The organism is Streptomyces atratus (genome assembly GCF_014648655.1).
Taxonomy (GTDB): domain Bacteria; phylum Actinomycetota; class Actinomycetes; order Streptomycetales; family Streptomycetaceae; genus Streptomyces; species Streptomyces atratus.
Map to the genome: position 1 here is coordinate 61938 of NZ_BMRN01000019.1, position 19020 is coordinate 80957.

The following is a 19020-nucleotide window of genomic DNA, read 5'->3' on the forward strand; positions in this document are numbered from 1 at the left end:
GGCAGTCTACGCGGATGGACCTACCGGTTGGCAGGCCGTACCGGGGCTTCTTCGACGACCTCGGCCACGCGCGACTGCTCCGTACGGATTACCGGTTCGGCGGCCGCCTTCGCCGCGGCCTGCGCCTTGGCCTCCTCTGCGGCACGCTCCACCTTCTCCGGTGCGACGAAGCGGTAGCCGACGTTGCGGACCGTGCCGATCAGCGACTCGTGCTCGGGGCCGAGCTTGGCGCGCAGCCGCCGGACATGGACGTCGACCGTCCGGGTACCGCCGAAGTAGTCGTAGCCCCAGACCTCCTGCAGCAGCTGGGCGCGGGTGAAGACCCGGCCCGGGTGCTGTGCGAGGTACTTGAGCAGTTCGAATTCCTTGAAGGTCAGGTCGAGGACCCGGCCTTTCAGTTTTGCGCTGTACGTCGCCTCGTCGACCGAGAGATCACCGTTGCGGATCTCCATCGGGGAGTCGTCGGAGGTGAGCTGCTGCCGGCCGGTGGCGAGCCGCAGCCGGGCCTCGACCTCGGCCGGTCCAGCCGTGTCCAGCAGCACGTCGTCGATGCCCCAGTCGGCGGTGACGGCCGCGAGACCGCCCTCCGTCACGACGAGTATCAGCGGACAGCCCGGTCCGGTGGACCGCAGCAGCTGGCACAGCGACCGCACCTGCGGCAGGTCGCGGCGGCCGTCGACCAGGATGACGTCGGCACCCGGGGTGTCGACGAGAGCGGGTCCCTCGGCGGGGGCCACCCGCACGCTGTGCAGCAGGAGACCGAGGGCCGGAAGCACCTCCGTCGACGGTTGAAGGGCATTCGTCAGGAGCAGCAGTGAACTCATCGCCGCCCACCTGCCTGGGTCGTCGGTCGATGATCGTGCACGGTTCGCTCGCCCATTACGTCGGTCCTCCTCGTTCCCTGCGAGAGGGGCACTCCCGGGCTCGGGCCCGGGGGAGTATGCGGCACTTCTTCGTACGTTTCGTGCTGGCTTTCGCACTGTTTGCCGTGCGACATTCGTCATACGGGTTTTACGGGTGCGGTCCCGCGCCCTGGGGCCGCTGAGCTTGTGGAAACGTCGCCGTAACAACGCTTGGAAAGCACAAAAGGACCCGGGGGCTGCATTGCCCGGATCCTCTTCCCAGCAGAATAGCTCACATGAGTTCAGTGTCCGAGGGGCGATTTCCGAGTTCTTCTGTTCCCTTGATCACGCCGGGTCCACTGCGCACCACATTGCGGACCGATGACGGGGTCCGTATCGAGGCGGTGTACGAGCCGTGTACGGCAGATGCCGGGGCTGCTGCGGAAACATCCTTCGACAGTACTGCGATCGTGGTCGCGCACGCTTTCACCGGATCGGTGGACCGGCCCGCGGTGCGGCGTGCCGCGGGGGTGTTCGCCCAGCGCGCGGCCGTGATCACGTTCTCCTTCCGGGGGCACGGCGGGTCCGGCGGGCGGTCGACGGTGGGCGACCGCGAGGTGCTGGACCTGGCGGCTGCGGTGGAGTGGGCGCGGGCGCTCGGACACCGGCGGATCGTGACCGTCGGGTTCTCGATGGGCGGTTCCGTGGTGCTGCGGCACGGGGCGCTGTACACGGGACGATCAACGGCCGGCGCGGAAGCCGGTGGCGTTACGGAGCGCGAGGGGCGCATGGAGGCGCACGCGGATGCGGTGGTGGCCGTGAGCGCTCCTGCCCGCTGGTACTACCGGGGCACGGCTCCGATGCGCCGCCTGCACTGGGTGGTCACCCGGCCGGTCGGCCGGGTGGTCGGCCGCTACGGGTTCCGCACCCGGATCGACCGGAACGACTGGAATCCGGTGCCGCTCCCGCCGGTCGAGGCGGCCGGGCTGATCGCCCCGGCCCCGCTGCTGATCGTGCACGGCGACCAGGACCCGTACTTCCCGCTGGACCACCCCAGGATGCTGGCGGACGCGGCGGGTGACGGCGCCGAGCTGTGGCTGGAACGCGGCATGGGCCATGCCGAGAACGCCGCCGACGAGAACTTGCTCACCCGCATCGGCGACTGGGCGGTGGCGCGGTGATTCATGATGGACAGCTGATGCGAGACGAGAGGAACGCCGCCATGCCTGCGGGAACGATCCGCTACTGGGCCGCCGCCAAGGCCGCCGCCAAGGCCGCGGAGGAGCCGTACACAGCCGCGACCCTCGCCGAGGCGCTCGATGCGGTGCGTGAGCGGCACCCCGGTGAGCTCACCCGAGTGCTGCAAAGGTGCTCGTTCCTCATCGACGGTGCCCCCGTGGGGACCCGCAGTCATGAGACCGTACGCCTTGCCGAGGGCGGCACGGTCGAGGTGCTCCCGCCGTTCGCAGGAGGGTGAACCGCAGAACATGAGCAACAACGATCAGCAGCATCCGTACGGACAGGACCCGGGTTACGGGTACGACCCGCTGAACGGCCAGGAGCCGCAGCCTGCGCAGCCGTACGGACAGCAGCAGCCCTCGCAGGCGTACGGGGAGCAGGCGTACGGCGACCGGTCCTCCGGCGCGCAGTCGTACGGAAATCAGTCCTACGGTCAGCAGTCCTACGGCGACCAGTCCTATGGTCAGCAGTCGCACGGTGGCGAGTCCTATGGTCAGCAGTCGCACGGCGACCAGTCCTATGGTCAGCAGTCGCACGGTGGCGAGTCCTATGGTCAGCAGTCGCACGGCGACCAGTCCTACGGTCAGCAGTCGTACGGTCAGCAGTCCCCGTACGGAGCCCCGCAACAGGCGCACGGCCCGTACAACCCGAACCGGGCACCCCGGGCGAACCCCGGGCCCGCGTGGCCGGCCGGGCACATGCAGGAGCCCGCCGCGCCTGCTGGACACGGCCCGCAGGATCCCGGTGTCACCCAGACCTGGGAGGGCCAGACCTGGGACACCCAGTACCAGCCGGCCATCCGGCCTGCTCAGCCCGCCCAGCCCGTGCAGCAGCCCGCTCCGGCCACCGCCGAGACCGGTTATCTGCCGCCGCATCCGCAGCCGCAGGCCGCCTCCGGCTCCTACCCGCTGCCTCCCGAGGCCCCGGTCGCGCCCGTCGCCGCCGAGCCGGTCCGGGCGGCCGCACCCGCCGACGCGGCTTCGGCCGCCACCGGGTCCGCGCACGACGCCGCCGGTTACAGCGCGCCCACCACCCTGGGCAACAGCCGCATCACCGATGCCCAGCGCGCCCGCGCCGAGGGCCGTTCGCCGATCATCGCGCCGGGTATGCAGCCCGCCGGGATCACCGCGGGACTCGGGCTGCTGCTCGCCCTCGGCGCCGCGATCGGGCCCTACGCCCTGGTCGTACCCCTGGTGCTGCTCCAGGCCGTGACCGCGGCCGGCTGGTTCCGGCTCAACGGTATGTGGCCGGCCCGGCAGGGCATCGCGCTCGCGTTCGCCGGCGGCTTCGTCGCCGACATCGCACTGCTCGCCGCGGGCCGCGAGAACGGACCGGCCGCCATCCTCGGCACCCTCGGCATCTGGGTCCTGCTCACCGTGGTCCTCCAACTGCGCAGCCACGCGAGCGCCGACGAGCGGATGCAAGGGCTGATGGCCACCGTCGCGTCGGCCGCCCTCTCCGTCCTGGCCGCAGGACATCTCGCGGCGGTCCCGGACGCGGTGACGGTGGGCGGGGTGGCCGTCGCGGTCGCCGTGCTCGTCCGCGCGCTGCCGCTGCCCGGACCTGCCTCGGTCGTGGTGGCGCTGCTCGCTGCCGCGGGCGCCGGTGCGGTGGCGGGGGCGTTCACCGACTTCGGTACGAAGGGTGCGCTGCTCGGCCTCGCGGCGGGCGGTTGCGCACTGATCGGGTTGCGGGTGGCGAGCTACGACTACCCGTCACGGTTCGTCCATATGACGGCCGGTGTGGCACTGCCGCTCACCGCCGCGGCCCCCGCCGTCTATCTGATCGGCCGCGCGATCTCGTAGCGCGGAACAGTATCGCCCCCCAGGAACCGAAGAGGGGTGCACGCTCGTCGATCACTCCGGGCGCGCTGTGCATTCACAGTGGACGCATGGGCGCCAGGGGTCCGGCCGGATGCAGGGTGGGGGAAGAGCGAGCATGCGTGCACTGCGAATACTGCTGGTCATAGTGGTGGTTCTGGGCGGGATCTTCGTCGCCGTCGACCGGGTGGCGGTGTACTTCGCCGAGTCGGAGGTCGAGGGGCGGGTCCAGGTCACCGGCGCCACGATCGGCTCGACGGACGTCTCCATCAAGGGATTCCCATTCCTGACGCAGGTCGCCGGAGGCCGGCTCGACGAGGTCGACGTCGAGATCACCGGCATCGAGACCGACGCCAACGGCCGCAGGATCCGGATCAGCCGGATGAACGCCGCGCTGCACGAGGTGAAGCTCGCCGACGGCTACTCCAGCGCCACCGCCGCCCGTGCCACCGGCACCGCCGTCATCTCGTACGAGGACCTGACCGAGGTCGCCAGCGACGGCGTCGCCGTCGAGTACGGCGGCAACGGCAAGGTGAAGGTGACCGGCACGGTCGACATCCTCGGCAACCCGCTCTCGCGCAGTGTGCTCTCCACCGTCACCCTGGTCGACGGCCACACGATCAAGGTGCACGCGGACAAGGTGCCGGGCGAGGGCATCTCGGGGCTGGAGGGTCTGGTGCGCGAGAAGACCGACTTCGAGCGGGAGGTCGGCGGTCTGCCCAGCGGTCTGAAGCTGCGGAGGATCCAGCCGACCGCCGACGGCCTGGAGATCTCCGTGACGGGCACGGACGTACAGCTCGCCGGATAGGACCGACCGGCACATGGGGGTTTCGACGACCCGGCGCGCCACATATTGAGACGGCCGCGTCCGATCCGCAGATGGCTGACGCGCGCCGACGGTGAGGGACCGGCGCGGGGGAAGCCGTAACGGCATCCGCGTCTCGCATCACGGATGATCGTGTCTCACGATACGACACGGCGGTGACATGCCCGCCTGCACCTCCCTACGATCGGTCCCATGCAGTGCTCTATTGGCGGTCTCCCACAGTGGGGACGGGCGGATCTCACGAAGCGGCGGGCAGTGGACCTGTGCCGCGTCGCCGCCATGCTCTGTCGCACTGTCTGAGCGGGAGCCTTCGGCACCCCGCATTCCCCGGCCCTTCGACCGATGTCAGGGCCCATCCCGATCGCCTGTGCACGTGTGCCGCACCCTGTGCCGCCGTACATTCCGCGTATCTCGTACCGTCTCGCCGCAAACTGCCCCGGAGGAGAACAGAATGAGCCGCAGTGACGTCCTGGTAGACGCCGACTGGGTCGAGGCCCACCTCGACGACCCGAAGATCGCTCTCGTCGAGGTCGACGAGGACACCTCGGCGTACGAGAAGAACCACATCAAGAACGCGATCCGGATCGACTGGACCAAGGACCTCCAGGACCCGGTCCGCCGTGACTTCATCGACCAGGCCGGTTTCGAGAAGCTGCTGTCCGAGAAGGGCATCGGCAACGACACCACCGTCGTCCTCTACGGCGGCAACAACAATTGGTTCGCCTCCTACGCGTTCTGGTACTTCAAGCTCTACGGTCACCAGGACGTCCGCCTGCTCGACGGCGGCCGCAAGAAGTGGGAGCTCGACTCCCGCGACCTGGTCGACGGCGACCGGATTCCGTCGCGCCCGGCCACCGAGTACAAGGCCCAGCCGCAGGACGAGTCGATCCGCGCCTACCGCGACGAGGTCGTGAAGGCGATCGGCAGCCAGAACCTGGTCGACGTGCGTTCGCCCGACGAGTTCAGCGGCAAGCTGCTCGCCCCGGCGCACCTTCCGCAGGAGCAGTCCCAGCGCCCCGGCCACGTGCCGAGCGCCCGCAACATCCCGTGGTCGAAGAACGCCAACGACGACGGCACCTTCAAGTCGGACGACGAGCTCAAGGCCCTCTACGAGGACGAGCAGGTCGACCTGGCGAAGGACACCATCGCGTACTGCCGTATCGGCGAGCGCTCCGCGCTCACCTGGTTCGTGCTGCACGAGCTGCTCGGCCAGGAGAACGTCAAGAACTACGACGGTTCGTGGACCGAGTACGGCTCCCTCGTGGGTGTGCCGATCGAGCTCGGCGCCAACAAGTAACTCCGCACGACCCGGACCAGCACGACCCCCGACCCAGAAGGACAGAACACCATGTGTGGAGCAAAGGCCGGCGGCCCCGACGCTTCGACCATCAAGCCCGGTGAGACCACCATCCAAGGCAGCGTGACGCGCGACGGCGAGCCCGTCACCGGTTACGTACGTCTGCTGGACTCGACCGGTGAGTTCACCGCGGAGGTCCCGACCTCGGCGACCGGACAGTTCCGCTTCTACGCGGCCGAGGGCACGTGGACGCTGCGCGCCCTCGTCCCGGGCGGCAGCGCCGACCGCACTGTCGTGGCGCAGACCGGTGGCCTCTCCGAGGTCGCGATCGCCGTCTAGTTGCGAACGCGGCCTCGTGCCGCTTCGCGGGCTTCGAGCCGCAGCGCCGGACTGTGTCCGTCGGACCGGCCCGGAGCTCCCGCGACGCCTTACCGGCCGAAGGGCCGTACCCCGGGGGTTGGACGCCTTCACAAGCGGGGTACGGCCCTTCGCGCCGTTCGCGTGGGCGGAAGCGGGCCTACGCTTGAGTCATGTACGCCCGACGCCGTCGCGGCTATTTCCTCATGATGGGCGCCTGCATCGTCCTCTTCGTGTCGGCCTGGTCCTTTGTCAGGCTGTTTTCGATGCCCGCCGCGATAGCGATGTGCCTCGTCGCCATGGTGATCCCGCCCCTCGCGGCCATGTTCGCCAACCGCCGGGGCCCGGAGGACCGCTGGTGGGACGATCCGTCGGGCGACCCGCAGTCCGACGAGTGGTGGGACGAGCTCGACGGCAAGAAGCGGCGGTAGCGGGTACGGCGCGGGTGCGTCAGTAGACGAGGGCCTGGACGCCGTCGGCCATGATCTCGCTGACGAAGACCTGGGCGCCCGCGATCCGTACGCCCTCCAGGACGTCCTGCTCGGTGATGTCGCGACGGGCCGCGCACTGCGTGCACAGAGTGATCTGCCCGCCCGCCTGGATCGATTCGATCAGATCCGGCAGCGGCGCGGCATGCGGCAGTTCGAACTCCGCGGCGCGCCCCGGCAGAGCAAACCACGAGGATTCACCGGTCAGCCAGAGCGAGACCTCCACGCCGCTGGCGACGGCGACCGCGGCCACCGTGAACGCCTGCGAGCAGCGCTCGGCTGAGTCGGCACCGGCAGTCACCTTGATCACGAGCTTCTTCGGCATATGCCGAACTGTAATCGTCGGGTGGGCAACCTCGTCTCCTCGGTGGCAGTCAGGTGTGTGCGCGGATAACGGAATCAGCGCCTCTGGTCTCGTGGGGGGACCCCAATTGGAACCGAAAGACACTATTTCTGACGGGCAGGCCGGGCCGCTCGCAGCGAAGGAGATACCGGCCGGTGCCGTAGAGCCGTCGCCGGCGGGAGAGACACCGGAGCCGGAGCCGGTGCCGGAGTCGGTGCTCGAGGCCGGACCCCAGCCCGAGCCTCAGCCCCGGCCCGTTCCCGAGTCGGCGCCCGTGACCGATCCGGGGGCCGCACCGGTCGCCGCGCCCGTCGTGAAGCGCCCGCGCGGGCGTACGGCGCTGCTGATCGCCGCTGCCGCGGTGCTCGGCATCGCAGGTGGCACCGCCGTGGGCTACGACGTGCAGGCCGGACGCGCCCCGACCCCGCTGCCCGCCCTGTCGCAGCCCGATCTGGCGTACCCGGCGAAGGCGCTGCCCGCGGACAAGGTCCCCGACCCGCTGCCCGCGTCCCAGGACCGTCGGCTCAGGACGGACGGCGACCTGCGCAAGCTGCTCGCCGACAGGCCCGCAGGCTGGAGCGACGACCCCGTGGGCTGGGGCGACGACAAGGCGGTGCCGGTCTTCCGCGACGGCTGGCTGGGCGTGGACGAGTACTCCTCCCGCGCCTTCAAGTACAAGGGCCCCCAGTACGAGTACTTCCTGGAGTCCGGCATGCGCCGGATCGCGGGCGCTGCCTGGAAGCGCGGGCAGTACCGCACCGCCGAGACCTATCTCGTGCAGTTCCGCTCGGGCGTCGTGCAGGAAGCCCAGGCCTTGGCCCAGGGCCAGCGTTCGTACATGCCCGGCACCGAGTTCGGTGCGGGTAACGACGGCGATCCGCTCAAGGGAAGCGGCAACGGCCGCTACTACCTCTACGAGGTCGAGCGGAAACCGGGCTATCTGCCGACCTACCAGGCCAGGGCCATCGTGTACCGCGGCGACATCATGGCCGACATCGGCATCTACGACACCGTACCGATCAGCAAGAAGGACATCCGGACGCTGGCAGAGCGACAGCTGGAGCGCCTGTGAACGACGTGACCACGCAGGTGACGACGCCCGACGAGAGCGCCGACACGCCCGGGCCCGCGGCCCCGCTTTCCCCGGCCGCCCCCGGCCGGGCACGCCGGGTGATCCGCACAGCGCTCCCCGTCGTGCTGGTGATCGCCGCGGTCGGAGGTGCGGCCGCGTACACCAGCAGCACGGTGGACAGCGCGGACCATAGCGTCAGGACCGTCCTCTGGCAGGAGCCCGAGCGCAAGCCGGGCAAGGACCCGGCCGGTGACGTGGCCCGGGGCAGGGCCTCGACCGAGCTCAGCAAGTTGCTGCTGCCGGTCCCGATCGGCTACCGGCTCGGCCCCGACATCGGAGAGATGGGCAACGACGGTGAGCAGAGCGGCAGCAAGGCGGCAGCCGCGGTGAAGGAGAGCGCCCGCGGTCTCGCGGGCAAGGAACGCCGGGACTACGAGAAGCGGATCGACGAGCTCCGTATCGAGGGCACGGCCGTCCGTTCCTATGTTCCGGACGGCAACGACCTGCTGGTGGAAACACAGATCATGCGGATGAAGGACAAGAAGGCGGTCCGGAACCTCTACAACGTCAGGTCGGGCCTCTTCGAGACCATCGGCATCTTCCGCCAGGGGCCGAAGATCCAGGGGCACACGAGGAACGCCAAGTGCTTCCTCCTGCGCAAGGACAGTGAAGGCGGCGAGGACCCCATCGTGTCCATGGAGTGCATGGCGTACGACGGCGAGCTGAGCATCAGTGTCTCGGCATCCGGCACCGTGCCCTTCGACCGGGCGGCCGTCGCCGAATTGCTGAAGGACCAGCTCAACCACATCACGTCTCCGGGGGAGTACGTATGACCGAGCAGACGACAGAAGCGTCCGCCGCGCCCGCCGGGACCGAGCCTGCCGCGCCCTCCGAGGCCACCCCCGTACCGCAGGCGCCCGAGCCTCCGTCGGCCCCGCCGCCGGTGCCCGAGCAGCCCGGGCGCGTCCTGCGGGCCGTCGCCCGGTGGACTGTCGCGGCCCTGGTTCTCGGCGGCCTCGGCGCCGGTACGGCCTTCGGTATCACCTCGATGGAGCGCACCGACGTGCCCGGTCTGGCGACCGAGAGCGACGGCCGCTGGGACTACCCCGAGCTCAGCCTGCCCGCGCTCCCGGCCGGCTCGCCCCGCCCGTACAGCGACGGCAATGTCGCCGAGATCCACCACGCCGACCTGCGGCGTCTGCTGCTGCCCGCCCCGGCCGGAGCAACCGTGGACAAGAAGCTCGATGGCGGCTGGGTGAGCACGGAGCAGTACCTCTCCGAGTATGTGAAGGGCAAGCGCTCCGACATCACACACATACTGAAGGACTCTGCTCCGCGGCACGTCGCCGCCCGCGGCTGGACGATGCCCGACGGCACGTCGTCCCGGATCTATCTCGTGCAGTTCAATTCGACGGCCTTCGCGCAGTACTTCAGGGACGCGATCGTCCACGACACCCCCTCCGGGGTGCCGCTCGTCGGGACGTCCGAGACGTCCGGGATGGTCCTCGACGAAGGCTGGAACGGCGCGGGCAAGGTGGAGCGCACCGCGTCGTACGCGTACGACGAGGCGAAGCCGTACGGCGAGGCGCAGGTCCGCCAGGGTTACCTGGTCGCCGGCGACACGCTCGCCCTCGTCGTCCAGTCCCGCGAGGGCAAGGAGGGCACGGAGAGCGTTCCGTTCCACCAGACGCTGATCCTGCAGAACCAGCTGCTGGGCTGACCTGCCCTTCGGCGCTCCCCGGGCAAACCCCGAACCGACGGGCCGGGCCCCAACCCATTAGGCTGGGGCCCGGCCCCCTATTGCTGCCACACCGCTCGTTCCAAGGAGTTCCCGTGCTTGAGGCATTCTTCTCCGCCCTGCTGGTCCTGGTCTGCGTCGGCGTTATCGCCTTCGCCGGCGTGACCGTGAAGAAGCTGTACCAGGGTCAGCGCTGACCCTGGCTGCCCTGGCCTCCGTCCGCGCGGGTACCCCCCGTCACGAACGTGACACTCATGCCCGATGTGTCACGTCCGCAGTCACCCGCCCCCACCTCACAGATCGTCTGAGCCGCTCATGATCGAGATCCCGTCCGACCTCCACCCGGACCTCGTCCCGCTGGCCTTCCTCCTCGGCAACTGGGCGGGCGCCGGTGTCTCCGACTTCCCCGGCGCCGAGCAGTGCAACTTCGGCCAGGAAGTCTCCTTCAGCCACGACGGCCGGGACTTCCTGGAGTACGTCTCGCACACCTGGGTGCTCGACTCCGAGGGCAAGAAGGTCAAGCCGCTGGAGTCCGAGTCCGGCTACTGGCGCATCGACAAGGACCGCAAGGTCGAGGTCGTCATGGTCCGCGACCAGGGCGTCATCGAGATCTGGTACGGCGAGCTGGCCGACAAGAAGCCGCAGATCGACCTGGTCACCGACGCGGTGGCCCGGACCGCGGCCTCCGGCCCGTACAGCGGTGGCAAGCGTCTCTACGGCTATGTGAAGAGCGACCTGATGTGGGTCGGCGAGAAGGCCACCCCCGAGGTGGAGCTGCGCCCGTACATGTCGGCGCATCTGAAGAAGACGGTCACCCCGGAAGAGGTCGAGGCGATGGCGAAGAGCCTCGGCGACCTGCCGGACGACGGCATCGCCTTCTTCAAGTAGTCCGGCCCGTTCACGGGTTTCCCCTCGCGCAAAGCTGCGGACAGGTGCTCACCCGGTCCTACACTGGGCCTGTGGTGAGCACCGACTGGAAGACCGATCTCCGGCAGCGCGGCTATCGTCTGACGCCGCAGCGGCAGCTTGTCCTGGAAGCCGTCGACACGCTGGAACACGCGACGCCCGACGACATCCTCTCCGAGGTGCGCAGGACCGCGTCCGGCGTGAACATCTCCACCGTCTACCGGACGCTCGAGCTCCTGGAGGAGCTGGAGCTGGTCAGCCACGCCCATCTGGGCCACGGGGCACCGACGTACCACCTGGCCGACCGCCACCACCACATCCATCTGGTCTGCCGCGACTGTACGAACGTCATCGAGGCCGATGTCGATGTCGTCGCCGAGTTCACCGCGAAGCTGCAGGGCACCTTCGGTTTCGAGACGGACATGAAGCACTTCGCGATCTTCGGCCGCTGCGCCGACTGCACGGCAAAGGCGGCTTCCGAGGGTGCGGCCCGGACGGCCGACGCGGCCGACCCCAAGCCTTAGGCCGGCCGGCAGCCGGAGGGCCGCCTTAAATCGCGTCGTACGCTGGTCACATGAAGAGCCCCTTGCTGTCCCTGCCCGGCGCCGTCCCCGCCGAAGGCCGCGACGAAGGCGTCGCCGCGCACTACGGTGACCTGTTCCGCGAGCAGCGCGCCCTCGCCGACGGCTCCGGCCTCGTCGACCTCTCGCACCGCGCCGTCGTCACCGTCACCGGCAGCGACCGGCTGACCTGGCTGCATCTCCTGCTCACCCAGCATGTCAGCGAACTCGCCCCGGGAGAGGCCACCGAGGCCCTGATCCTCACCGCGAACGGGCACATCGAGCACGCCCTCTATCTCGTCGACGACGGCGAGACCGTGTGGATGCATGCCGAACCGGGCACGCAGGGCGACCTCGTCGCCTATCTGGAATCCATGAAGTTCTTCTACCGGGTCGAAGTCGCCGACCGCACCGAGGACTTCGCCGTGGTGTACCTGCCGGCCGGCTCCATCGCGGAGGTCCCGGACGACGTGACGGTACGGGAGACGGCGTACGGCCGGGATCTGTTCCTGCCCCGCGCCGACCTGGAGAAGTACGCGGCCGGGCACGGCCCCGTGGCCGGCATCCTGGCGTACGAGGCGCTGCGCGTCGAGGCGCACCGTCCGCGCCTCGGCTTCGAGACCGACCACCGCACCATCCCGCACGAGCTGGGCTGGATCGGCACCGCCGTCCACCTCCAGAAGGGCTGCTACCGCGGTCAGGAGACCGTGGCCCGGGTGCAGAACCTGGGCAAGCCGCCGCGGCGGCTGGTCTTCCTGCACCTCGACGGCAGCGAGGTCGTCCTGCCCGGGCACGGCACACCGGTACGGCTCGCCGCGGACGGCGCCGAGGGCCGTCAGCTGGGCTTCATCACCACGTCCGCCCGCCACCACGAACTGGGACCGATCGCGTTGGCCCTGGTCAAGCGGAACGTCGCGGTGGACGCGGAGCTGCTCGCGGGGGACACGGCCGCAGCCCAGGAGACGGTCGTGGAGCCGTAGCCGTGCGTAGATTCCCTACGCGTGACCGTCTGCGCCGACTGGTCGACCTGGTCCAGACCCGACTCGGACCCGACCCGGCTCAGACCTCGACGATGACGGTGAACGGGCCATGGTTCGTGAGCGAGACCCGCATGTCCGCCCCGAACCGGCCCGTCTCCACCTGCGCCCCCAGCGCCCGCAGCTGTGCCACCACCTCGTCGACCAGCGGTTCGGCGATCTCGCCGGGCGCCGCGGCGTTCCAGGTGGGCCTGCGCCCCTTCCGGGCGTCCCCGTAGAGAGTGAACTGCGAAATCACCAGAAGCGGTGCATTCACGTCGGAGCAGGACTTCTCGCCCTCCAGGATGCGGACCGACCAGAGCTTGCGGGCGAGCTGCGCCGCCTTCTCCGCGGTGTCCCCGTGGGTGACTCCCACCAGCACACACAGTCCCTCGCCGACGATTTCGCCGACCACCTCGGGCCCGCCCGACGCACCCGCGCCGTCGGACACCGTGACGCTCGCACCGTCCACCCTCTGTACCACTGCACGCATACAGACCAACCTATCTTGGGCTGAACGGGTACAGAGCATCCACGCAGGCCTCATGGGAGTGGCACCATGCTCGGAAGGCGGTGTGCCGACGCACCGGTCGAGGGGATGGACAACAGCATGAGTACCTATGGAACCGGGCAGTCCCCCGGTGCCGTGCCGGGCATGCGCACCGGCACCAGTACCAGCATCCGCACCATGCGCCCACCCGTGCAGCGAACCGGTCACGGTCTCGTGGACGGCCCGTCCGCGGGACCGCAGTCCGAGCTGGACGGCCTGCGGCTGCCGGAGCTGCGCACCCTGCGCCGCGAGTCGCAGCGCGACGAGGCCGACCTCAGCTATGTGCGGCGGCTGGTCCAGGGGCGGATCGACATCCTGCGGGCCGAGCTGGCCCGGAGGCTGGACCCGGAGACACCCGTGGTGGACCGGCTCTCGGAGATCCTCGCCGACACCCCGTCCCGGCACCGCTCCTCCGCCCGGCACGTCACGCTCACCACACCGCGCAGCGACGAGTACCGCCGGCTGGCGGCCGAGACGCTCGCCGAGGTCGAACTCTCCGACCTCGACGCCCGTACGGACGAAGAGCTGCACGCCGCGATGGGGCGCCTGGTCCGCTACGAACAGCAGGTCTCCCGACGCCGTCACCAGTTGCAACGGACCGCTGACGATTGCAGTGCGGAGATCGCCCGCAGGTACCGTGATGGTGAAGCACAAGTAGACGACCTGCTCGCCTGAAGCGATCCTTCCGAGGGCGGGTCCGCCCGTCCCCGGAAGGCCACCATGACCTCCAGCGCCGTCCTCGCCGCTCCCTGCGCCATATCCCCCGCCCACCCCGTCCTGGCCGAGGTCGTACGGTCCGGCTTCGTGGAGGGCCGGCACCGGGGCTCGCTGGTCGTACTCGCCGCCGACGGCAGTGTGGAGCGGGTGCTGGGCGACCCGGCGGCGCCGGTCTTCCCGCGCTCCTCCAACAAGCCGATGCAGGCCGCGGCGGTGCTGCGGGCCGGGCTCGATCTGTCCGGGGAGCGACTGGCACTGGCCGCCGCGAGCCACTCGGGCGAGGACTTCCACCTCGAACTCGTGCGCACGATGCTCGCCGAGCACGGACTGACGCCCGGCGATCTGCAGACCCCGCCCGATCTGCCGCTGGATCCGGCGGAGGCGGAGGCGTACCTCGCAGCGGGTCACGTCCGGGACCGGATCACCATGAACTGCTCCGGCAAGCACGCGGCGATGCTCGCGGTGTGCGCGGTGAACGGCTGGGACCGGGCCTCGTACCTCGACCCGTCGCACCCGCTCCAGCAACTGGTCCACCAGGTGGTCGAGGAGGCTGCGGGAGAGCCGGTCGCGGCGGTGGGTACGGACGGGTGCGGGGCTCCGCTGATGGCGATCAGTCTGGTGGGCCTGGCGCGGGCCTTCCGTTCGTTCGTGCTGGCGGAGCCGGGGTCGGCGGAGCGCCGGGTCGGGGACGCGATGCGGGCCCACCCCGAGTACGTGGCCGGAACGCGCCGCCCCGACACCTGGCTGATGCGGGAAGTGCCGGGCACGCTCTCCAAGATGGGCGCGGAGGCGGTGCAGGCGGTGGCGCTGGCGGACGGCCGGGCACTGGCCTTCAAGATCGACGACGGTGCGACGCGGGCACTCGGCCCGGTGCTGGCGCAGTCGTTGCGCCTGCTCGGCATCGACGCCCCGGTGGTCTCCCGGATCGGACGCACGCCGCTGCTGGGCGGCGGCGGCGAGGTCGGCGAGATCCGGGCAGCCTTCTGACCGGATTCCGCGCCGGCGGGAAAACCGGGCGACATTCGGTGAGCCGGTATCTAGCGTGGGGTGTATGCGCCTTGACGTCCGTACGATCACCGAATCCGAGTTCCCCGGCTGGCGGCAGGCCCTGAACACCGGCTTTCTGCGCCCGCCGGTGGTGACGGCTGAGGAGGTCGCCGACCGCCTCCCGCACACCGACCTGGCCCGTACGCAGGGTGCGTTCGACGGCGGGCGGTGCGTGGCCACGTTCCGTTCGTTCGCGCAGGAGCTCACGGTCGTCGGCGGCGCTTCGGTGCAGGCCGACGCGGTCTCCAACGTCACGGTGTCTCCCACGCACCGCCGTCGCGGGCTGCTCAGCCGGATGATGGCCACGGACCTGGCGGCGGCGAAGGAGCGCGGCGACGTGGTCGCCACGCTGATCGCCGCCGAGTACCCGATCTACGGGCGGTACGGCTTCGGCCCGGCGGCGTGGACCACCGAGTGGGAGATCGACGTGCCGCGGACGGGCCTCGACCCGCGCTGGTCGGGGCCCTGCGCGCAGGACGGCGGCCGGATCGACCTGGTGAGCGGCGCGGACGTACGCAAACTGGGCCCGGCCCTCCACGAGCGGCTGCGTGCCCGGCAGCACGGCGCGGTCAGCCGCGACACGCGCTGGTGGGAACTGAACACCGGCGAGAACCTGTCCGGCCCCGAGACCTGGACGGAGCCCTTCTACGCCGTCTACAGCAACGCGGACGGCGAGCCCGACGGCCTGATCGTCTACCGCGCCGACGACAACTGGGGCGACGCCAAGCAGCCGCTGAACCGGGCCACGGTGCTCGGCCAGATCGCCGTCACCCCGGCCGCGGAGCGCGCGCTGTGGCACTTCGTCTGCTCGATCGACTGGATCACCACGGTCCGCACCGGTCACCGCGCCCCCGACGACCTGCTGCCACTCCTCCTCCCGGACCCGCGCGCGGCCCGCATCGTGACCCAGGCGGACTGGCTGTGGATACGCGTCCTGGACGTCGTACGCGCCCTGGAGGCCCGCACCTACGCGGTACCCGGCGCACTGACCCTGGACATCCACGACGCCACGGGCCTGACCACCGGCCGCTACCACCTCGACGCCTCCCCGTCCGGCGCCACCTGCACCCCCACCACGGCCGCCGCCGACCTCGCCCTGGACGTGAGGGAGTTGGGGACGCTCTACCTGGGCGACGAGTCCCCGGCCCGGCTGGCGGCCCTGGGGCGCATCGAGGAACTCACGCCGGGTGCGGTGGCACTGGCGGAGGGGATGTTCCGGGCGGCGCGGCGGGCCTGGTGCCCGGATGTGTTCTAGGGCTGTCGTCAAACAACTGTCCGGATCCAACCACCTTTGCGGCGAACGAAGGTGCAGCAGTCCGAGGCGTGGTTCGTCAGCTTGTGGAGCACGATCGCGACCGAGCTGAGCCTGCGCGGCCTGCGCCGGCGGGTATACCTGGCCGATCACCGGACGCAGCCGCCCGGCCGCCACCTCGGCCAGTGCCTGCCCGGCCAGTCGTACGTGTGTTCCGTGTCCGTCAGCTGGACTTCGGCGACGCCGGACAGCGAGATGGAGCGCCGTGCCGCCTCCTGCGGGTCGACGGGGGCGAAGCCGCCGGTCGGGGCCCCGCGGGCGGAGAACCGGCCGCCGTCGGCCGACAGCGGGAAGGCCGCCGGGCCGGCCTCGCCGCCGACCCCGGCACGTACGGCGTTCGGACCGGGAAGTACTCCCTGAACCCACCCGAACGGATCCGGGTCTCCACGAAGCCGATGTCAACGTGGCTCACCTCGATCACCACCTCACCCGGACCCGCCACCGGTTCGGGCAGCTCCGCTGCCACCAGCACCTGCGGACCGCCCAGCTCCCCGACCAGCACCGCACGCATCTGGACCACACCGTTCCGGCTGTCGGCGGCCGGCTCGTCCGGCGCCCGTCCGACCGCCCTCGGACGTCAAGTCCGGTTGAGGTCAAGGCGTACGCTTCATGGTCATGAGCGGAGAGAAACCCTGGCCCGGGGAGGCGGTGCATACGGCCCCCGCAGCTTCTGCGGCCCATGCGCCGATGAGCCTGCGTGAGCGGAAGAAGCAGCTGACGTACCAGGCGGTCTCCGATGCCGCGATCGCGATGTTCCTGGAGCGGGGCTTCGACAAGGTCTCGGTGGCGGAGGTGGCGGCCGCCGCGGACATCTCCAAGCCGACGCTGTTCCGGTACTTCCCGACCAAGGAGGACCTGGCCCTGCACCGGTTCGCCGACCACGAGGACGAAGCGGCCCGTGTCGTCGCAGCCCGCGCGGACACCGAGTCCCCCCTGGACGCCCTGCGCCGTCATTTCCTGGACGGCCTGGAGCGGCGCGACCCGGTGACCGGGCTCTGCGATGCGCCTCAGGTGCTGGCGTTCATGCGGCTGCTGTACGGGACGCCGTCCCTGGTGGCCCGTATGTACGCCTACCAGGTCCGCTCGGAGGCGGCGCTCGCCCGTGCGCTGGGCGACCGGGTGCAGGACAGGCTGGCCGCGGGCCAGATCATCGCCGTACAGCGCATCCTGGGCCTGGAGAACTGGCGGCGGATCGACGCGGGGGAGAGCGCGGACCAGGCGTACGGCGGTGCGGTCGAGGCCGCCGAACTCGCCTTCGCACAGCTGCGGTCGGGGCTCGGGGAGGAGTGACGGGCGGCAGCAGTGGACGGGCGGTGCCCGCGTCGGTGTCCGGGGCCGTCCGGACGGGCGGCAGTCTTCGGCGCTGCCCGTGAACACGATCGAATCGCTGTGCGTCGGCGGGGGCCCGCCGCCGGTGACGTTCAAGGTCCATCCGCTCTTCTCGAGCGTCGCGTAGACGAACGTCTCCCGGTCGGAGCGGTCACGCACCTGCCGGCCGCCTCCAGTGCGGCAACGGCACCGGCGAAGGATCCCTTCGGCTTCGCCCTCCGCTTCTCCGGTTCCGTGCAGCGCCCCCGGGCGAAGGAACACCCGACGGCGGATTCCTCCTTCGCGCCCCCGGCCCGGGGGTGGGGTGTACGGGTGTGGGCTCAGGCGTCGGGCTCGCGCTCGGGGCGCCGCAGCACCGCGAACGCGATGACGAACGCGGCCATGAGGAGCCCCGTACCGACGGCGAAGGCCAGGTGGTAGCCCCCGGACGGCCTCGGCGCGGCCGAGGCCGTCCGGGAGCCGGGTGTCGGTGCGGGGCGGCCGCCGGCGTGGACAGCACCGCGACGCCGATGGCCATGCCGTCTGCTGCGTGGTGTTGAACAGTCCGGATGCGAGTCCGGCATCGCCGTCCCCCGCCCCCGACACGCCGAGCGCGGTCAGCGCGGGAAGAGCGAGCCCGTCGGCCCTTCCCGGTCCGGTTACTCGCGACGCCCGAGCAGTGCCATGTCGGCCTCGTCGAGGATCAGTCGGCCGGCGGCCATGTTCTCCTCGAGGTGGGCGAGCGAAGCGGTGCCGGGGATCTGCACGATGGAGGGCGAGCGGGCCAGCCCCCATGCGATGGCGATCTGGAACGCGGTCGCACCGTGCCGCTCCGCGACCTTCCGCAGGTTCTCGCCGCCGAGATCGGTGTGTCCGCCGCCGAGCGCGAAGAACGGCATGTACGCGATACCGGCGTCCGCGCACTCGTCGACGAGCGCGGCGTCCGCCTGGTCGAGCACACCGAACCGGTTCTGCACGGCAGCGACCGGTGCGATCGACCGGGCCTCCGCGAGCTGCCCGGCCGTCACATTGCTGACGCCGAGTTGCCGGATCAGCCCTTCCTCGCGCAGCGCGGCCAGCACGGCGAACCGCTCGCCGAGCGACTCGGCGGCATCCGAACCCAGCCGCCCCACGCGCAGATGCACCAGGTCGAGGACGTCGACCCCGAGGTCCTCCAGATTCCGTTCCACCTCCCCGCGCAGCTGATCGGGACGGGCCTCGGCGTACATCTCGCCGGTCTCGTCCCGCAGCGGGCCGACCTTGGTGGCGATGGTGACGTCCGTGGGGTACGGATACAGGGCCTCGCGCAGGAGGTCGTTGGCGCGGTGGGTGTCGGAGAAGTAGAAGGCGGCGGTGTCGATGTACCGCGCTCCGAGTTCGACGGCGCGCCGCGCCACGGCCACAGCGGTCGCGGTGTCACCGGCGGGCCCGCTCCACCGCCCCGGCAACTGCATCGCGCCGAAGCCGAGCCGGGGGATGGTGACGGTGCCGCCCAGTTCGAAGGTGCCGGAACCGGGGGCAGGAGCGGAGTCCGGGGCTGAGTCGATCGATGAGGAAGTCATGGGGGCAGCATGGCTGTTGG

Annotated in this window: 24 protein-coding genes; 19 read left to right on the forward strand and 5 right to left on the reverse strand. The window is 70.5% G+C overall.

All coding sequences use genetic code 11. The annotated features are described in order from the left end of the window. Positions 1–20: 20 nt before the first annotated feature. The gene (locus tag IEZ15_RS26490; RefSeq protein ID WP_114245750.1) at positions 21–824 is read right to left on the reverse strand and encodes a response regulator transcription factor; all 804 of its coding nucleotides are present in this window, start codon (positions 822–824) and stop codon (positions 21–23) included. A gap of 314 nt (positions 825–1138) precedes the next feature. Between IEZ15_RS26490 and IEZ15_RS26495 the strand changes: the two genes are divergently transcribed. From IEZ15_RS26495 to IEZ15_RS26525, 8 genes are all read left to right on the forward strand, one after another. Next, positions 1139–2023 carry an alpha/beta hydrolase family protein gene (locus IEZ15_RS26495; protein WP_189279677.1) on the forward strand — a complete coding sequence of 295 codons (885 nt, stop codon included), beginning with the start codon at positions 1139–1141 and terminating at the stop codon, positions 2021–2023. A 41-nt stretch (positions 2024–2064) separates the two neighbouring features. Continuing rightward, positions 2065–2319: a MoaD/ThiS family protein gene (locus IEZ15_RS26500; RefSeq protein WP_114245752.1), complete on the forward strand. Its 255-nt coding sequence runs from the start codon at positions 2065–2067 to the stop codon at positions 2317–2319. Between the two features lie 10 nt (positions 2320–2329). After that, positions 2330–3886, forward strand: a complete 1557-nt coding sequence (locus IEZ15_RS26505) for a hypothetical protein (protein WP_189279678.1) — start codon at positions 2330–2332, stop codon at positions 3884–3886. A 133-nt stretch (positions 3887–4019) separates the two neighbouring features. Beyond that, on the forward strand, positions 4020–4709 hold the full coding sequence (locus IEZ15_RS26510; RefSeq protein WP_189279679.1) for an LmeA family phospholipid-binding protein: 690 nt from the start codon (positions 4020–4022) through the stop codon (positions 4707–4709). A 210-nt stretch (positions 4710–4919) separates the two neighbouring features. Then, complete coding sequence (locus tag IEZ15_RS47200; protein WP_353962445.1) at positions 4920–5027, forward strand: putative leader peptide; 108 nt, start codon at positions 4920–4922, stop codon at positions 5025–5027. Positions 5028–5178: 151 nt separating this feature from the next. Next, positions 5179–6024, forward strand: coding sequence for a sulfurtransferase (locus IEZ15_RS26515; RefSeq protein WP_114245755.1), 846 nt, complete (start codon positions 5179–5181; stop codon positions 6022–6024). 51 nt (positions 6025–6075) lie between these two features. Then, positions 6076–6363 (forward strand): DUF1416 domain-containing protein, encoded by a 288-nt coding sequence (locus tag IEZ15_RS26520; RefSeq protein WP_018490348.1) that lies wholly within the window; start codon positions 6076–6078, stop codon positions 6361–6363. 191 nt (positions 6364–6554) lie between these two features. Further along, entirely contained in the window at positions 6555–6812 is a 258-nt protein-coding gene (locus IEZ15_RS26525; RefSeq protein ID WP_114245756.1) for a DUF3099 domain-containing protein, read from the forward strand. A 19-nt stretch (positions 6813–6831) separates the two neighbouring features. On the opposite strand, the gene IEZ15_RS26530 is transcribed toward IEZ15_RS26525, so the two are convergent. Continuing rightward, positions 6832–7194, reverse strand: a complete 363-nt coding sequence (locus IEZ15_RS26530) for a DsrE family protein (RefSeq protein ID WP_093540233.1) — start codon at positions 7192–7194, stop codon at positions 6832–6834. A gap of 292 nt (positions 7195–7486) precedes the next feature. Here IEZ15_RS26530 and IEZ15_RS26535 point away from each other — a divergent pair, with 292 nt between their 5' ends. From IEZ15_RS26535 to ygfZ, 6 genes are all read left to right on the forward strand, one after another. After that, on the forward strand, positions 7487–8284 hold the full coding sequence (locus IEZ15_RS26535; protein ID WP_189279680.1) for a hypothetical protein: 798 nt from the start codon (positions 7487–7489) through the stop codon (positions 8282–8284). Then, complete coding sequence (locus tag IEZ15_RS26540; protein ID WP_308427446.1) at positions 8281–9117, forward strand: hypothetical protein; 837 nt, start codon at positions 8281–8283, stop codon at positions 9115–9117. The genes IEZ15_RS26535 and IEZ15_RS26540 overlap by 4 nt, the downstream gene beginning before the upstream one ends. Next, positions 9114–10004: a hypothetical protein gene (locus IEZ15_RS26545; RefSeq protein ID WP_189279681.1), complete on the forward strand. Its 891-nt coding sequence runs from the start codon at positions 9114–9116 to the stop codon at positions 10002–10004. The genes IEZ15_RS26540 and IEZ15_RS26545 overlap by 4 nt, the downstream gene beginning before the upstream one ends. 333 nt (positions 10005–10337) lie before the next feature. Continuing rightward, on the forward strand, positions 10338–10910 hold the full coding sequence (locus tag IEZ15_RS26550; protein ID WP_114245760.1) for a heme-binding beta-barrel domain-containing protein: 573 nt from the start codon (positions 10338–10340) through the stop codon (positions 10908–10910). A 71-nt stretch (positions 10911–10981) separates the two neighbouring features. Continuing rightward, the gene (locus IEZ15_RS26555; RefSeq protein ID WP_189279682.1) at positions 10982–11452 is read left to right on the forward strand and encodes a Fur family transcriptional regulator; all 471 of its coding nucleotides are present in this window, start codon (positions 10982–10984) and stop codon (positions 11450–11452) included. Positions 11453–11502: 50 nt separating this feature from the next. After that, a complete protein-coding gene (gene ygfZ, locus IEZ15_RS26560; protein WP_189279683.1) occupies positions 11503–12468 on the forward strand; it encodes a CAF17-like 4Fe-4S cluster assembly/insertion protein YgfZ in 966 nt (321 codons plus the stop codon). Between the two features lie 79 nt (positions 12469–12547). Here the strand turns inward: ygfZ and dtd are convergent, their stop codons facing one another. Continuing rightward, on the reverse strand, positions 12548–12997 hold the full coding sequence (gene dtd / locus IEZ15_RS26565) for a D-aminoacyl-tRNA deacylase (protein ID WP_093899698.1): 450 nt from the start codon (positions 12995–12997) through the stop codon (positions 12548–12550). A 117-nt stretch (positions 12998–13114) separates the two neighbouring features. On the opposite strand from dtd, the gene IEZ15_RS26570 reads away from it, so the two are divergent. The 5 genes from IEZ15_RS26570 to IEZ15_RS26590 all read left to right on the forward strand — a co-directional run bounded on the left by IEZ15_RS26570 (position 13115) and on the right by IEZ15_RS26590 (position 17420). Continuing rightward, positions 13115–13729, forward strand: coding sequence for an RsiG family protein (locus IEZ15_RS26570; protein ID WP_114249189.1), 615 nt, complete (start codon positions 13115–13117; stop codon positions 13727–13729). 45 nt (positions 13730–13774) lie between these two features. Further along, positions 13775–14758, forward strand: a complete 984-nt coding sequence (locus tag IEZ15_RS26575) for an asparaginase (RefSeq protein WP_189279684.1) — start codon at positions 13775–13777, stop codon at positions 14756–14758. A gap of 64 nt (positions 14759–14822) precedes the next feature. Continuing rightward, entirely contained in the window at positions 14823–16073 is a 1251-nt protein-coding gene (locus IEZ15_RS26580) for a GNAT family N-acetyltransferase (protein WP_189279685.1), read from the forward strand. Between the two features lie 36 nt (positions 16074–16109). Beyond that, positions 16110–16490 carry a hypothetical protein gene (locus tag IEZ15_RS26585; protein WP_189279686.1) on the forward strand — a complete coding sequence of 127 codons (381 nt, stop codon included), beginning with the start codon at positions 16110–16112 and terminating at the stop codon, positions 16488–16490. Positions 16491–16739: 249 nt separating this feature from the next. Then, a complete protein-coding gene (locus tag IEZ15_RS26590; protein WP_114245765.1) occupies positions 16740–17420 on the forward strand; it encodes a TetR/AcrR family transcriptional regulator in 681 nt (226 codons plus the stop codon). A gap of 359 nt (positions 17421–17779) precedes the next feature. Here IEZ15_RS26590 and IEZ15_RS26595 read toward each other — a convergent pair whose 3' ends face one another. Then, on the reverse strand, positions 17780–18022 hold the full coding sequence (locus IEZ15_RS26595; RefSeq protein WP_189279687.1) for a hypothetical protein: 243 nt from the start codon (positions 18020–18022) through the stop codon (positions 17780–17782). 75 nt (positions 18023–18097) lie between these two features. Next, a complete protein-coding gene (locus IEZ15_RS26600; RefSeq protein ID WP_189279688.1) occupies positions 18098–19000 on the reverse strand; it encodes an oxidoreductase in 903 nt (300 codons plus the stop codon). Positions 19001–19020: the final 20 nt, after the last annotated feature.